General features: G+C 53.0%; 16 protein-coding genes and 2 tRNA genes. 17 read left to right on the plus strand and 1 reads right to left on the minus strand.

The features are described from left to right. From Q0526_RS17805 to Q0526_RS17875, 15 genes are all read left to right on the plus strand, one after another. Positions 1–722: spondin (locus Q0526_RS17805; RefSeq protein WP_298736637.1), on the plus strand; the 722-nt coding region annotated here is incomplete at its 5' end. Continuing rightward, entirely contained in the window at positions 719–1,600 is an 882-nt protein-coding gene (locus Q0526_RS17810; protein WP_298736640.1) for a DUF4261 domain-containing protein, read from the plus strand. The genes Q0526_RS17805 and Q0526_RS17810, both read left to right, overlap by 4 nt. A 23-nt stretch (positions 1,601–1,623) precedes the next feature. Next, positions 1,624–2,586, plus strand: coding sequence for a WYL domain-containing protein (locus Q0526_RS17815; protein ID WP_154040615.1), 963 nt, complete (start codon positions 1,624–1,626; stop codon positions 2,584–2,586). Positions 2,587–2,725: 139 nt separating this feature from the next. Further along, entirely contained in the window at positions 2,726–3,085 is a 360-nt protein-coding gene (locus tag Q0526_RS17820) for a helix-turn-helix transcriptional regulator (protein WP_298736649.1), read from the plus strand. A 12-nt stretch (positions 3,086–3,097) separates the two neighbouring features. After that, positions 3,098–3,712 carry an ImmA/IrrE family metallo-endopeptidase gene (locus tag Q0526_RS17825; RefSeq protein WP_154040617.1) on the plus strand — a complete coding sequence of 205 codons (615 nt, stop codon included), beginning with the start codon at positions 3,098–3,100 and terminating at the stop codon, positions 3,710–3,712. 115 nt (positions 3,713–3,827) lie between these two features. Next, on the plus strand, positions 3,828–4,370 hold the full coding sequence (locus Q0526_RS17830; protein ID WP_298736652.1) for a hypothetical protein: 543 nt from the start codon (positions 3,828–3,830) through the stop codon (positions 4,368–4,370). A gap of 338 nt (positions 4,371–4,708) precedes the next feature. Continuing rightward, a complete protein-coding gene (locus tag Q0526_RS17835; RefSeq protein WP_154040619.1) occupies positions 4,709–5,131 on the plus strand; it encodes a sigma-70 family RNA polymerase sigma factor in 423 nt (140 codons plus the stop codon). A 735-nt stretch (positions 5,132–5,866) separates the two neighbouring features. Further along, complete coding sequence (locus Q0526_RS17840; protein ID WP_087385601.1) at positions 5,867–6,241, plus strand: type II toxin-antitoxin system PemK/MazF family toxin; 375 nt, start codon at positions 5,867–5,869, stop codon at positions 6,239–6,241. 190 nt (positions 6,242–6,431) lie between these two features. Further along, entirely contained in the window at positions 6,432–7,091 is a 660-nt protein-coding gene (locus Q0526_RS17845) for a hypothetical protein (RefSeq protein ID WP_225123497.1), read from the plus strand. Between the two features lie 20 nt (positions 7,092–7,111). Next, positions 7,112–7,861 (plus strand): metallophosphoesterase family protein, encoded by a 750-nt coding sequence (locus Q0526_RS17850; RefSeq protein ID WP_154040620.1) that lies wholly within the window; start codon positions 7,112–7,114, stop codon positions 7,859–7,861. 142 nt (positions 7,862–8,003) lie between these two features. After that, complete coding sequence (locus tag Q0526_RS17855) at positions 8,004–8,735, plus strand: hypothetical protein (protein WP_225123498.1); 732 nt, start codon at positions 8,004–8,006, stop codon at positions 8,733–8,735. 49 nt (positions 8,736–8,784) lie between these two features. Next, positions 8,785–10,302, plus strand: a complete 1,518-nt coding sequence (locus Q0526_RS17860) for a DNA methylase (RefSeq protein WP_154040622.1) — start codon at positions 8,785–8,787, stop codon at positions 10,300–10,302. Next, on the plus strand, positions 10,299–10,730 hold the full coding sequence (locus tag Q0526_RS17865; protein WP_154040623.1) for a YolD-like family protein: 432 nt from the start codon (positions 10,299–10,301) through the stop codon (positions 10,728–10,730). Before Q0526_RS17860 ends, Q0526_RS17865 begins: the two co-directional genes overlap by 4 nt. A gap of 173 nt (positions 10,731–10,903) precedes the next feature. Next, on the plus strand, positions 10,904–11,119 hold the full coding sequence (locus Q0526_RS17870) for a helix-turn-helix domain-containing protein (RefSeq protein ID WP_154040624.1): 216 nt from the start codon (positions 10,904–10,906) through the stop codon (positions 11,117–11,119). Between the two features lie 153 nt (positions 11,120–11,272). After that, complete coding sequence (locus tag Q0526_RS17875) at positions 11,273–12,508, plus strand: site-specific integrase (protein WP_154040625.1); 1,236 nt, start codon at positions 11,273–11,275, stop codon at positions 12,506–12,508. A gap of 32 nt (positions 12,509–12,540) precedes the next feature. Here the strand turns inward: Q0526_RS17875 and Q0526_RS17880 are convergent. Further along, a tRNA-Ser gene (locus tag Q0526_RS17880) sits at positions 12,541–12,630 on the minus strand. A gap of 363 nt (positions 12,631–12,993) precedes the next feature. On the opposite strand from Q0526_RS17880, the gene Q0526_RS17885 reads away from it, so the two are divergent. Together Q0526_RS17885 and Q0526_RS17890 are read left to right on the plus strand one after the other, a co-directional pair. Next, complete coding sequence (locus Q0526_RS17885) at positions 12,994–13,635, plus strand: gamma-glutamyl-gamma-aminobutyrate hydrolase family protein (RefSeq protein ID WP_298736671.1); 642 nt, start codon at positions 12,994–12,996, stop codon at positions 13,633–13,635. A gap of 82 nt (positions 13,636–13,717) precedes the next feature. After that, positions 13,718–13,792: transfer RNA gene (locus tag Q0526_RS17890), tRNA-Gly, on the plus strand.

The following is a 13,792-nucleotide window of genomic DNA, read 5'->3' on the forward strand; positions in this document are numbered from 1 at the left end:
GGAGCCGCTACAACTACATAGACTACGAAATCGGCCATGGAAATGTGGAGGTGGGCTTCAGCTGTATCATAAAGCAGGGAGATGACTACCTCTACACTTTCAGAATTGAACCCACAACAGGCGGTTCATTCTTTCGGATGCTGACAGAGGACCTGCGGTTGGACACCGGGCTGCTGGACACCTTCCTGCCCCTGATCAAAGCCCACTACCTCGATTTTATCGACTGCTTTGAAGCAGACCCGTCAGAGGCGCTCCAGACAATCTGTGCCCCCTTTACCCAGCCGGAGGACTACAGCTGGTGCATCCATGTGGACGAGCAGATGGTGGAACGGTACGGAACAGTGGAGCAGCTGGCGGAGTACCGCCGTCAGACGGAATTGCGCGGAACGCCGGAGCATAAGGCAAAGAACGGGATGGGCTCGATGTTGTTCCATCTCTCCCACGCCAATGATGTGGATCAAGCCTGGGCCTCAAGCCGTACCAGAGAGGAACTGGACCAGGTGGTGGAACCCTTTGTGCAGGCCAAGCGGCAGACAGGACGGTGGACACAGGAGGATGAGGCGGGCTATCAGCTCTACCAGCAGGAAACAGATCCGAAGAAACGCACCTTTCGGGTATGGTATCTCATTGCCAATCCCCGGGGCCTGCCGAAAGAGTTTGTCCAGAAAGAACTGGAATTCCGGTGGAAGCTGTTCCCGGAGAAGAAGGAGGAAAGCAAATGAGCAATAAATTGTTCCAGCAGAACCTGGATGACAAAAAAGGCCACCAGCCCGGCGGCCCCTATCTCATTCAGATGCTATTTAAAGAGCCGGTGGACATGCCGGACAAAGAGAAAATGACTGCCGTAATGGGGAAACACATCGGATCAGCAGAGTGCTTCTGTTATGATAAGAAAATGGCTGGCTTTGCCGCTCTGGATCATATAGCGGAATTTCAGGACGGCAAGTGCCCGGTACAGCTGATGGTGATGAAATGCGACAAGTTCAAGGGCAAAGGCTTTGATGCCTTTTTGCTGAGCCAGATGTGGGACTGCCAGGAAGACCGAGAGCGGATTTTCCGGGAGTGCCGGTATCAGGTGGTGGCCACCGATATGCTGGCTGCGGCGCTTCCGGCGCTGGAGCGGGCCAACCTGGACGCCGACTTCTTGGAGGCTCTGGCGGAGCTGTACCCCTCATGCGAAGCATTCTATTTCCAGAACTGCGGCAAGCTCCTGCTGGCGGAGGATGTGCGTTCCCATCAGATTGAAGGCTCGGATCGGTTCATCCGCTTTGGCGTCAATGTCCGATTCTTCAACATTGAGGGTACGGAGGATATGCTCATCGACACGGTGGGCATGAGCACCCTGTTCCTACCGGATCTCCAGTACCACTTCCACGATATGGACCCCAACTGGGTGGTAAACCACGCCTACAATGTGGCGTCGTACATTCTGGCAAATGACAATCCCATTGAGGACGGGGAGACGGTGGATGGTGTGGAGGATGGCCAGATGAGCCGGGATGTCCAGTGGAAATGCCGGTATGAGGACGCCCTGATCCAGCCGCCCAGAGCGGTGCTGGACATCAACATGGGAGAGTACGCGGCCGGGAACCGTGATTGACATCCACAACTGGAGGCATATTGATGCAAAAGCAAAGCAATATCAGGATCTTGGAGATTTTGAAATATCTCTATCTTCGGACGGATGAGGAGCATCCCGTCACCGTAGCCGATATACTGGACTATCTCAATGGCAAGGGAATCCATGCGGTGCGACAGACAGTGTATGGGGATCTGCAGGACCTTATTTTAGCTGGTGTCGATATCGTAGTTACTAAGAGCACGCAAAACCAATATTTCATAGGTAACCGTTTGTTTGAGTATCCTGAATTAAAGATGCTGACGGATGCCGTTGCATCCTCCAAGGTCATATCGGCGGAAAAAACAAATGAACTCATCCAGAAACTCTGCCGGCTGACCAGCGAGGCAGAGGCCATGCAGCTTCGCCGGTTGGCGGCGATTTCGAGCCGGATCAAACCACATAATGAGAAGGTCTATTACATCATCGATGGTGTCCAGAATGCCATCCTGGAAAACCGGCAGATCCAGTTCCAGTATTATGAGTACACACAGCAGAAAGAGCGAGTTCTCAAGCATAACGGCTATTTTTATAAGCTGGACCCTTACGCCCTGGAATGGAAAAACGACCACTACTATCTGATCGGATATTCCCACAAGCACCATGGCATGGCGCATTTCCGTGTGGATCGGCTGGCCGGAATTGAGATCCTGGAATCCACCTATGTGCCTCAACCTGATTTCGATGTAGCCGACTATACCAATAAGATGATCGATATGTTTGCGGCCGGTCATACTGTCCTCGTCGAACTCCTCTGTGAAAATCGGTTCATGAAAACAATCGTGGACGATTATGGAGAGGCCGTTCCCACACATCCATACGATAGTGAGCATTTTGTGGCTCAAATCGAAGTGAACCCCAGCGGGACCTTTTATGGATGGGTATTCAAGTTCATGGGCGGAGTCAAAATTACTGCTCCCCAGAAGTGCGTGGAGGAGATGGCGCGGATCGCCCGCACATTCCTGTAACTGCGGGGCGAGGTGTTACGATAATTTAACACCTCGCCCCAATTTCTTTTTTACTCCTTGTATCGAACATTTGTACCAGTTATAATATAAGCAAGATGTTCGCAGCTGAGCGAACTAACCACAAGGGGAGGAATGCGACATGACCTTTGGGGCATTCATCGGGACAAGGCGCAAAGCGACCAAGCTGAATCTCCGAGACACAGCCAAATATCTCGGAATTGCTTATGGATACCTCTGCGACATTGAGCAAGGGCGGCGTCCCGCACCAGAAGGACAGTTTGTGGATCGAATTTCCTCCTTCCTGGAGCTGGACAAGCAGGAGCATGAATTGCTTTTGGATTTAGCCGCAGAGTCCAGACAATCTGTTCCTGCGGATCTGCCGGATTATATCCGAACTCATGATATTGTCCGGGCGGCCCTGAGAGTCGCAAAAGAAGTTGACGCTACGGATGAGGAATGGGCGGCATTTATGGAAATGTTGAAAAGCCGTCAAAGCTGAGGAGGGATTTCCTTGTATGCGCCTAAGTACCGACTGGAAGCCATCGAAACCATCGGTCGAAAGATTCTGCTGGAATATGATCGCACACTGTTGGAAGGTCCTCCTCAGGCGATCCCAGTCGAAACGATCATTGAAACAAAGTTTAATCTGACTCTGGAGTACCATACCCTTCGCAAAAATGGGAGCGTCCTTGGAGAAACCATTTTTGATGACGGAGCAGCCATTTTATATGACCGAACAGAGAGGCAATACCGTTTGATTGCTGTGAAGGCTGGGACAATTTTGATTGATGAACGTCTCTGTATAGACAGGCTTCTTGGGAGAATGCGCTTTACCTGCGCTCATGAACTGGGACACTGGGTCCTGCACCAGAAATTATACTCTGGCACTGGCGATGTTGCGGCCTATGATGGTAAAACTTCCTCGGATGAAAGCTGTGGTTTCATTGAGCGGCAGGCAGATGCTCTTGCAACAGCCCTTTTAATGCCTATACCTCAAGTAAAAAAATGCTTTTACCGTCTCCGTCCGGGCAAAAGCAAGGAGTGCTTGGTCACGGAAATGGCGCGGATCTTCCAAGTGTCAAAACAGGCAATGCGGATTCGGTTGGAAGTTCATAATTTACTATAAGCTTGGCTTAGTAAGGCCCTCTTCCTTAAGAGGGCCTCCGGCTTTCACAGTATTCGAAAAGTGTTTTGTTATCTTGTTTGTTCGCAACTTAGCGAACATGGGAGGAGGAGAAAAAATGCGGAAAGAGAGTGTCACTGTCCAAAAGTGCAAGAAACAGATGGCCTCCCTTGGATTTGATAGCCAGCTGGCCTACCATCGGGTAAAGCTGATCCTGAAGATCTATCGGGACGTGGTGTGGGTCCTCAGTGAGCGTGCAGAGGAGCTGCACGAATATGCATGGGAACTCGGAAACCGGGACGCTGATGCCGGCCTCTGCTATCTGGAAAACTTTGCCCCGAATATTGACCTCCAGGAATTTGAGGAAAAGGTCTGCTGCGTCATGGAGAGCCGCATGCTGGCCGATGTGATCGACCGAGCCCTGCTCCGCCTGAAACGGTATCCGGATCGTGGAGAACTCTATTATGAAATCCTGACCAAGCAATTCATCCATCGCTTCAACAGCACAGAGAAGGAACTGCTGGACGAGCTGAACATGGAGCGGAGTGTTTTCTATGACCGAAAGCGCGAGGCGCTTTTCCTGTTTTCTGTCTGCCTGTTTGGATATGCGGTTCCGGAACTTCAAGAGGAGTTAGATGCCCCCCGACTGTTTCCCGACTAATTCCCGATGAAAAACCGACCCAATCCCTACTCCCTTCCGACTTTGCCTCTGTTATACTCGGTACAGTGGCAGGTATGCTCAAAAATGAATAACTTAACGAGTTAGAGGCCCCAGACGCTGAAAAGCATCTGGGGCCTCTTTGCTCCTGCCGCAATATGGCGGCAGGAGTATGCCGGGGACGCATTTCAGCGTCCCCGGCTTTTTTCTGCCCGGTACCAGGAGGGCCGGCGTGTTACAGGAGGGGTTTGCCCACTGCCAACACCCAAATCGGTGCAGAGGGCCTCCGGCTTCTGAGATTTTGACTTTTCAAAATTTCAGAAGAAACGGAGGACTGCCTCATGGCAGAGGAAAGGAAATATCGTCTTAGAGTAGAGGGACATCTGGTAGAGGTCACAAAGGATGTTTATCTGACCTATTACCGAGTGGAACGTCACACCAAAACATTGGATGAGAAAGATGTCCGAAACGGAAAGGTCTCATACAGTGATTTGGATACGGAAGAAACCCTTGGAGAAGAAATGGTTCCAGATCCTAATGCTGAGAGCGTGGAAGACAAAGCGGTTGGCAATATCCTACTGCAGGAACTGCGTCAGTGTTTGGCACAGCTCCCTCTGGAGGAGCAGAATCTGATCCGTGCCTTGTATTTCGAGGAGCTGACGGAGCGTGAGTATGCCAAACAAATCAATATCTCGCAGAAGGCGGTGAATAAGCGCCGCCATAAAATTTTGAGTAAACTCCGGGCTTTGATGAAAATAAAATAATTTTTTGGTTCTCAACCCCCTCACGAACTCGGCTTAGTAGTGAGGGGGTTGAATTATCTCCCCCCTCGGGTTCCTTGAAAACCGAATACCCAACCATCTGAATACCTTCCTGACGGGGCCCTTTGAAAAAGGGCGAGCGACTCCGGAGGATGCGCCAAGACTACCTGTAGATGCACAGCGCAAGGTTGCGAACGAAGACACCCATACATTTCTGTTCGGTTCTGACAACCAGGCTGACCTACATCTATCAACGACGGCCAAATAAGGTGCCGAGCGGTTCCATCCGTCCGCAAAACAGCCGATGGCAAACTGTTTCGCAATGACTCCGTCAGGGACAATGATACTTCCGTCCAGTCCCAGCCCCCACCGGAATGGGGATCAAGCAAGGAGGGCGGCCGACAGAGATCCTGCCGGGGGTGAGACTCCCATGACGCGGTGGAGCCAGCCGCGGTTCAGATGATTGCCCTGAAGAGCCGGTGCCGGCGGCACAGGCTTTTGCGCTTGGGGAAGTAGTGTCGAATACGAGCGCAGCCCGAGAAAGACAACACAAATGTGAAGTCTTAATATCAGAAGCCATGGGGACCGCTCTTGCCCCCTGCTTCAGTCTCCGGTTAATGAGGATCTTTTTACGATACGAATTCTAAATGAACACAGGAGAAATTGGAGTTAGTCAAGGGCGGGAGCGGTCCCTATTTTTGTGGTATTAAGCCGCAACTTATTAAGGAGGTGTATCTCATGAGAACATATTTCCCACACGAGATCCATCGGGGCGAGCTCTATTATGCGGATCTGAGGCCAGTAGTTGGATCTGAGCAAGGCGGCATACGCCCTGTGCTCATTCTGCAGAACAATATGGGCAACCGGCATAGTCCTACAGTGATAGCTGCTCCTGTTACAAGCAAGATGGGGAAAGCGAGGCTGCCCACCCATGTAAGCCTAAACAAGCACTCGAGTGGCCTGCACTGTGGTTCTACAATTCTTTTGGAGCAACTCCGTACCATTGACAAGTCCAGGCTCAAGGGAAGAATTGGGATGTTAAGTGAGCCTGAGATGAAACGGATCGACTGGGCGCTCGGGATCAGCATTGGTCTGGCAGAAGGGTATGATTAAAATATAAGCTGTGTGATCGTCAACCTACTGTGGCAGTCCTTTTGCAACAGCCAGTAAATTTTCTCAGTTTGACGCCATAATGATGGAGTGTCACACTTTTGCCCAATTTTTGCGGAGGTTTTCGTTGGGCTTGATGAATAGATAATACAGAAGTTTCGTGGCATTGTAGTATAACAGACGAGGAGGTGGTATGATGGAATACAGAGAAGTGTACTTTCGGATCCGCAGCTCCTATCGGTACGACAGTGGTTGGCCGGATAAAGGCGTCGAGCACGCCTTCCGGGATGAGACACGCACCTTGTTTCAGTCGGCAGGCTGGGAGCTGCATCCCGCCAGGGAAGACAGCAGTTCCAGCGACATAGTCACGAAGGGTCAGCAGGATCTGTATCTCCACCCCATGAATTTCAGCGGGGTGATCCAGACCGATGAGATTCCCCGGCTCCAGGAACTCTTGGAGGGTGCGCAAACCTTCCAATGCCAGGGGGTGGACTGCTACGAACGGTACTGGGAACTCACAGACGCGGAGTATCTGAAACAACTGGAGGACAGACGCGATGAGATCATAGAGGCCATTCTGGAGCGGTACCAGACGAAGCGGAAGAACCTGTATGTCACAGGCCCGGCCGAGCTGAGCATTGCGAAACAGTTCTCCGTCCATAGGCTCTGCGACAAGGATGGAAAAAACAACTTGGCAAACCGCTATGTGGGGGAGCTGGTGGAGCGCCTCATCCGAGAGGGCCGCCTGGTGACGGCGGAGACCCGAAATGGCCTCGGCATTCGCACGGCGGCCGGCGAGGAACTCCGGCAGCGGGGAGAACCCCTCCCGGGACAGCAGCAGATGACCCTGTAGGCGGGGAGAGAGGTGATCAGATGTCGGTTTATATTACAGGCGATACCCACGGCGGATTTCAGAGGTTTGGGAGCAAATACTTCCCTCAGCAGAAAAACATGGGTCGTGAGGATTATGTGATCGTCACAGGCGACTTCGGAGGGCTGTGGGACGGAAGTCCCAAAGACCAATACTGGTTGGACTGGTTGGAGGAAAAGCCCTTTACCACCCTGTTTGTGGACGGGAACCATGAGAACTTCGATCTCCTGAATGCCCTTCCGGAAAAGCGTTGGAACGGCGGACGTGTTCATGTGGTGCGGGAGCATGTCCTTCATCTCATGCGGGGGCAGGTCTTCACCTTCGGCGGTCTGACCTGGTTCACTATGGGCGGCGCGTCCTCCCACGATATCCAGGACGGCATCCTGGACCCAGCCGATCCGGACTTTGAGCGGCAGTATTGGCTGATGCGGAGGCTGCGGGCCATGTTTCGGGTGAAGGGCGTGTCCTGGTGGTCGGAGGAACTGCCCAGCGCGGAGGAATACAACGAGGCGCTGGCGAATCTGGAGCGGGCAGGCTGGGCGGTGGACTGCATCCTGACCCACTGCGCCCCCAGCAGTATCGTCAAAAAGCTCGACCCCGGCTACGGAACGGACGAGCTGACGGACTTCCTGGAAACAGTGAAACAGCGGTGCCAATTCGCCTACTGGTTCTTCGGGCATTACCATAAGAACCAGATCGTGGACGAGCGGTACATCCTCCAGTGGGAGCAGATCTCCAGGCTGGAGTTTTAAGCGCAGAAGTGAGCAAGAGGAGGCTGATTGCCTGCCTCTTGTTCGCTTTCAATATGAGTATTCGCTGGGTCGCCCCCACGGTGAACCGCGGTAGAAACCATAGAACTACTGTGCTATAATGGCATCGTAAGGGGGCGGTACAGTGGCCATCGAAAACGGAGAGTGGATCATGCGGGGACTGGACTGGGATGACCCCAGCCGTGTCCAGACGTGGGAGGACCTCATTGATCTGATCAACGAGGTCGGTTTCCTGCCCTTGTTCAAAAACGAGGTGGACGGTTTCTCCGTGGAGGAAAACACAGGAGACCTCTACTGGTGGACTGGCGACGAGGAGCAGGACCCGTGGGAATGGCGGTGCCTCATGGCCCGCAGCGGGAAAGTGGCCTATGGAAAGTTTTTCGGCAAAAAGGCCGGCTTCATCTCCAGAGCTTGGTTCCCCCACTTCGCCAACTGGCGGCGGGATGGATACGACTTCGACAGCCGCTGGGACGAAGAGCTGGCCCCCATGCGCCAGAAGCGGATCATGGACTGCTTTTCCATCCGAGAGGAGTGGTTCTCCTTTGCCCTGAAACAGCGGGCCGGCTTCGGCAAGGGCGGTGAAAAGAACTTCGAGGGTACCGTCACCGACCTGCAGATGGGTGGTTACCTCTTGATTCGGGACTTCCGGCAGCGAATCAATAAACGGGGCGCACCCTACGGCTGGCCCCTCTCCATCTACACCACCCCGGAGGCCCTGTGGGGCTATGACCACATTTCTTCCGCCTATTCCGTGGATCCGGCGGAATCCAAAACCATGATTTATGAACAGGTAGGGAAGAACTTTCCGGACGCGGCCCCGGGGGAACTGGACGCCGTGCTGGGTTGGACCCGATAATGGGACAGCGATTGTGAGATACTAATTAAAATGGAAGGAGGGAGCGGGCATGAAAGAACGGACCTATATCTGCTGTGACCTGAAATCGTTCTACGCCTCGGTGGAGTGCGTGGAGCGGGGGCTGGATCCCATGACCACCAACTTGGTGGTGGCAGACAAGCGGCGCACGGAGAAGACGATCTGCCTGGCCGTCTCCCCCTCTCTGAAAGCCTACGGTATCTCTGGCCGGGCCCGGCTGTTCGAGGTGGTACAGCGGGTGGCAGAGGTAAACGCCAAGCGGAAATGGGACGCTCCAGGCTATCAGCTCACCGGCGCCTCCTGGAACGATCCTGAAGTACAGGGGAACCCTGCCTTGGCTCTGGACTATATCGTGGCTCCGCCCCGGATGGCTCATTACATCGACTGGAGTACGAAAATCTACAGCGTCTATCTGAAATATATCGCCCCAGAGGACATCTTCCCCTACTCCATCGACGAGGTGTTCATGGACATCACCAACTACCTGGACACCTATAAGATGACGGCGCGGGAACTGACCCGCACCATTATCCTGGACATTCTGAAGACTACCGGCATCACCGCTGCGGCGGGAATGGGTACCAATCTATATCTTGCCAAGGTTGCCATGGACATCGTAGCCAAGCACGTCCATCCAGATCAAGATGGAGTGCGGATTGCCAAACTCAATGAGATGACCTACCGCCGTCTTCTGTGGACCCACCGCCCCCTGACGGATTTCTGGCGGGTAGGCAAGGGCTATGCCAATAAGCTGGAGGCTCACGGACTATATACCACGGGCGACATCGCCCGGTGTTCCATCGGCAAACCCGGAGATTACCACAGCGAGGAACTGTTGTACCGGCTGTTCGGCGTCAATGCGGAGATTTTGATCGACCATGCCTGGGGCTGGGAGCCCTGCACTATTGCGGACGTGAAAGCCTATAAGCCGGAGAACAAAAGTATCGTCTCCGGGCAAGTCCTGCAGTGTCCCTACGACTTCAAGAAAGCCAGGCTGGTGGTGCGGGAGATGGCGGACGCCCTGGCCTTGGATTTGGTGGACAAAGGGCTGGTGACCAACCAGCTGGTACTCACCGTGGGCTACGACCGGGAGAATCTGGACGGCCCAAGCCGCCGTCAGAGCTACCGCGGCCCGGTGACCACTGATCGCTATGGCCGGAAGATCCCCAAGCACGCCGTGGGGACAGAGAACTTCCCCTACACTTCTTCCGCCAGCGATCTGCTGAAGGCGGTGAGTGCCCTTTACGACCGGATCGTGGACGAGAATCTACTGATCCGCCGACTGAGCATCAGTGCCAACAAGCTGCTCCCCGAGGTTGATGTGCCCAAGGATGAGGCAGAGCAGTTGGATCTGTTCACCGACTACGCCGCCAAGGAGCAGCAGGAGCAGGCGGACGAGGCCGCCCATGCCCGGGAGCGGAAGATTCAGGAGGCCATGCTGGGGATCAAGAAGAAGTTCGGCAAGAACGCCATCCTCAAGGGGATGAACCTGGAGGAGGGGGCCACTGCCCGTGAGCGGAATCAGACCATAGGAGGACATCACGAATGAGCGGGCCATACGATGACATCATCAATTTGCCCCATCCCACATCGACAAAGCATCCCCGGATGCCTATGTCGGATCGGGCTGCTATTTTTAGCCCCTTCGCCGCCCTCACAGGCCACGCCGCTGCCATCCAGGAGACTGCCCGTCTGACAGACCAGCGGATGGAACTGGACGAGGACACCAAGGCTATGCTGGACCTCAAGCAACAAATTCTGGCTGACAGGATTGCAGAGCGACCGGAGATCTCTGTGGTCTGGTTCCGCCCGGATGCGAGGAAGGAAGGCGGCCAGTATGTCACGACCGTGGGTCAGCTGAAAAAAGTCGATGACATTGCGAGAATCCTGCAACTTGCCGACGGCACAACGATCCCTCTGGACGAAGTTCTTGAACTCCGGAGCGACTGCTTCCACGGGATTTTTCAGGATGGGTAGATGTAAGAATGATGTAACCCCTTGTAACCCCTCCCCATTTCCCAGAAAGAGGTTATATATGTACCGGCTGTCCCTTTGGGATAGCCGGTATTTTTCAACTCTTCTATTAGTCAACACATACGGGGCCGCCTGCTGGCCCCAGTAGGTGGCCTCCCAATGCAAGGAGGCAGAAAATGAAGAAACAGTCGATGTTTGAAAATTACCCGGATGTCGTGGAGGTGGATGACCTTCGAAAAATGCTCGGCGGCATCAGCAAGAAATTGGCCTACAGATTACTATCAGATCAGGAAATTCGGAGTGTACGTGTCGGCAGAACCTATAAGATTCCCAAAATCTGCGTAATCGAGTATCTGATGGGTGAGGAAATGTGTCACATCAACCTCTCCTAAAGCCCACAAATTTGCCTGTTCCCTCATCGGATAACGTAGAAAAGTCGAGTGCTTTTTCTACGTTTAAAGTATAGCTATTCGAACCCATCTGTGGTATGTTGGGGGTGTCAACAGCAGGCAAATTTATACTTGTTATGACAAAGGAGGACTATCATGATAACAGGATGCCTGCAGCAGAAAAATGGATACTACTATGTGCTTTTATACCTCAAGGTAGACGGAAAGCGGAAGGTCAAATGGATATCAACCAAATTGCCCGTGTCCGGAACCAGTGAGCGCAAGGCAAAAAGGGCGTTTGATGAGATCCGAAGCCAGTTTGAAAAAGAGTACGAGGAGCAGTTGCAACGTGAGGAACAGGAGCGCATTCTGGAGCAGACTGTTCCCCATGATGCACGGTTGGAGTTCTCGGACTACATGAACAAGTGGCTGAATAGTGTGCGCTCTACGATCGCCACCGCAACATACCAGAGCTATGCCAATATGCTCAAGGCCCGCATTATCCCCTACTTCGAACCGCGCGGAATTGCGGTGATGGATTTGACACCTCAAGACATTGAAGATTTTTATCAAAAGGTGCTGGCAGACGGATGCACGACAAATACCGTGATACATTACCACGCAATCATCCGAAAAGCTCTGCAAAGCGCAGTCCGGAAGGATACCATCGCCAAAAATCCCGCCGACAAAGTAGACCGGCCGAAGAAAAACGTTTATCATGGCACTTTCTACAGTGAGGAAGAAATGCTGGAGCTGTTTGATGCGGTGGAAGGCGATCCCCTTGAACTGTGCGTGAAGATTGCCGCCTATTACGGTCTGCGCCGAAGCGAGGTGTTGGGGCTGAGATGGAGCGCCATCGATCTGGAGCGCAAGACCATCTCCATCAGCCACAAGGTTATCGAGGCAGAGGTGAATGGGAAATTCGTCCCGGTTGGAGAAGATGTACTGAAAACCAAGTCCAGTTTTCGGACACTACCCCTCATCCCCGCAGTGGAAAAACTGATCCTGGCAGAAAAAGAAAAGCAGGAGATGTACAGAAGACTGTTCAAAAAGTCCTACTGCAGAGATTATCTCGAATACATCTGTGTAGATCAATGCGGCAGACTTCTACGTCCGAATTATGTGACAGAACACTTCAGCTGGATCATTGAGAAATACGGCTTGCGGAAAATCCGGTTCCACGATCTACGGCATACCTGCGCAAGTCTTCTGCTTAACAGCGGAGAAAATATCACAATGAAGCAGATCCAAATATGGCTGGGACATAGTACCTATTCCACAACAGCAGACATCTACGCACACTTGGATCACAACGCACAGCAGGCTCCTGCAAATACAATGAATGGTATGTTCATTCGCGGGGCCAAAGATTGTGCGGTGCAGCCAATATAAAAAAGCTGGCAGTGATTTCACACTGCCAGCTCTGGCGGAGGAGGTGGGGGTCGAACCCACGCGCCGGTCACCCGACCTACGAGATTTCGAGTCACGCCTCTTCACCACTTGAGTACTCCTCCGTATGTTTCAAACACCTGCTCCCGTAGATAAAGCAAAGTGTTAGAAAAAGCGTAGATATTCAATTTTCCAAAAGCGTAGATAAACCGGAATCCCAGTAAAATCAATGGGCTGCGGGGTCAGGCGGAGATATGGCCTACACGATTTCGAGTCAAGCTCGTTACGACCACTTCGATACGTCTCCATATATAATTGAAATCCTGGAACAGACGGCATCAAACAAAAACTGATTCTGTGCGATCAGAAATTGTAAGAACCGGATAAACCAGTGTTTTTATTATGCCACAGATCGTTTCCTGATGCAAGCCCTGAAACAAATCACATGAATAGAATGGATGGTTCATAAGCTCAACGGGAGGGATCAGATGGTGCGGCCAATTATTTTTATATTGGGGGAATCGGGGAAATATCCCAGATATGAAGCTGCGATCCGAATGGCGGGCGGAGAAGTTTTCACGGAGACGTGCTGGCAGGATGCATGGAGGTGTGATGCCCTGCTCCTGCCGGGGGGAGGTGATCTGGAACCCTGGCGTTATGGAGAGGCCAATACTGCGTCACGGAATCTGGACCCTGTCCGGGATCAGCAGGAATATCTGCTGATGCAGCAGTTTGCTGTTTTGCGGCGGCCGATATTGGGAATCTGCAGGGGACTGCAGACCATCAATGTTTATTTTGGAGGATCCTTGCTGCAGGATATTCCGGGACATAGTACCGTGGGAGACATCGACCGACTTCACCGTGTGCGGACAGTACCGTCGCTGCTGCGGGAGCTGTATGGGGACGAAGGAATTGTCAACAGCGCCCATCACCAAGCGGCAGGGAGACTGGGAGCAGGCCTGCGGGTCATTCAATGGGCACCGGATGGAACGGTGGAGGCGCTGCAGCATACGGCGCTTCCGGTGTGGGCCGTTCAATGGCATCCGGAGCGTTTGGCACCGGGACCGGGAGGAACTGCAGACGGCAGGCAGCTGTTTCAGGCATTTTTACAGCTTGTTGGGAAAAAATGAAAAGAAAAATCAATTTACCGCTTGACAGAATGCGCTTTCCATGCTATCCTAACTAAGCTGACAATTTTCACGGAGGGCACATGCAGGTGTAGCACAATGGTTAGGGCACCAGCCTTCCAAGCTGGGGATGCGAGTTCGATTCTCGTCACCTGCTCCA

The organism is uncultured Subdoligranulum sp. (assembly GCF_937890665.1).

Excerpts from the sequence above, each read along its gene's own strand:
- Q0526_RS17810 (WP_298736640.1), top strand. The coding sequence starts at position 719 with ATGAGCAATAAATTGTTCCAGCAGAACCTGGATGACAAAAAAGGCCAC.
- Q0526_RS17815 (WP_154040615.1), top strand. The coding sequence starts at position 1,624 with ATGCAAAAGCAAAGCAATATCAGGATCTTGGAGATTTTGAAATATCTC.
- Q0526_RS17820 (WP_298736649.1), top strand. The coding sequence starts at position 2,726 with ATGACCTTTGGGGCATTCATCGGGACAAGGCGCAAAGCGACCAAGCTG.
- Q0526_RS17830 (WP_298736652.1), top strand. The coding sequence starts at position 3,828 with ATGCGGAAAGAGAGTGTCACTGTCCAAAAGTGCAAGAAACAGATGGCC.
- Q0526_RS17835 (WP_154040619.1), top strand. The coding sequence starts at position 4,709 with ATGGCAGAGGAAAGGAAATATCGTCTTAGAGTAGAGGGACATCTGGTA.
- Q0526_RS17840 (WP_087385601.1), top strand. The coding sequence starts at position 5,867 with ATGAGAACATATTTCCCACACGAGATCCATCGGGGCGAGCTCTATTAT.
- Q0526_RS17845 (WP_225123497.1), top strand. The coding sequence starts at position 6,432 with ATGATGGAATACAGAGAAGTGTACTTTCGGATCCGCAGCTCCTATCGG.
- Q0526_RS17850 (WP_154040620.1), top strand. The coding sequence starts at position 7,112 with ATGTCGGTTTATATTACAGGCGATACCCACGGCGGATTTCAGAGGTTT.
- Q0526_RS17860 (WP_154040622.1), top strand. The coding sequence starts at position 8,785 with ATGAAAGAACGGACCTATATCTGCTGTGACCTGAAATCGTTCTACGCC.
- Q0526_RS17865 (WP_154040623.1), top strand. The coding sequence starts at position 10,299 with ATGAGCGGGCCATACGATGACATCATCAATTTGCCCCATCCCACATCG.
- Q0526_RS17870 (WP_154040624.1), top strand. The coding sequence starts at position 10,904 with ATGAAGAAACAGTCGATGTTTGAAAATTACCCGGATGTCGTGGAGGTG.
- Q0526_RS17875 (WP_154040625.1), top strand. The coding sequence starts at position 11,273 with ATGATAACAGGATGCCTGCAGCAGAAAAATGGATACTACTATGTGCTT.
- Q0526_RS17885 (WP_298736671.1), top strand. The coding sequence starts at position 12,994 with ATGGTGCGGCCAATTATTTTTATATTGGGGGAATCGGGGAAATATCCC.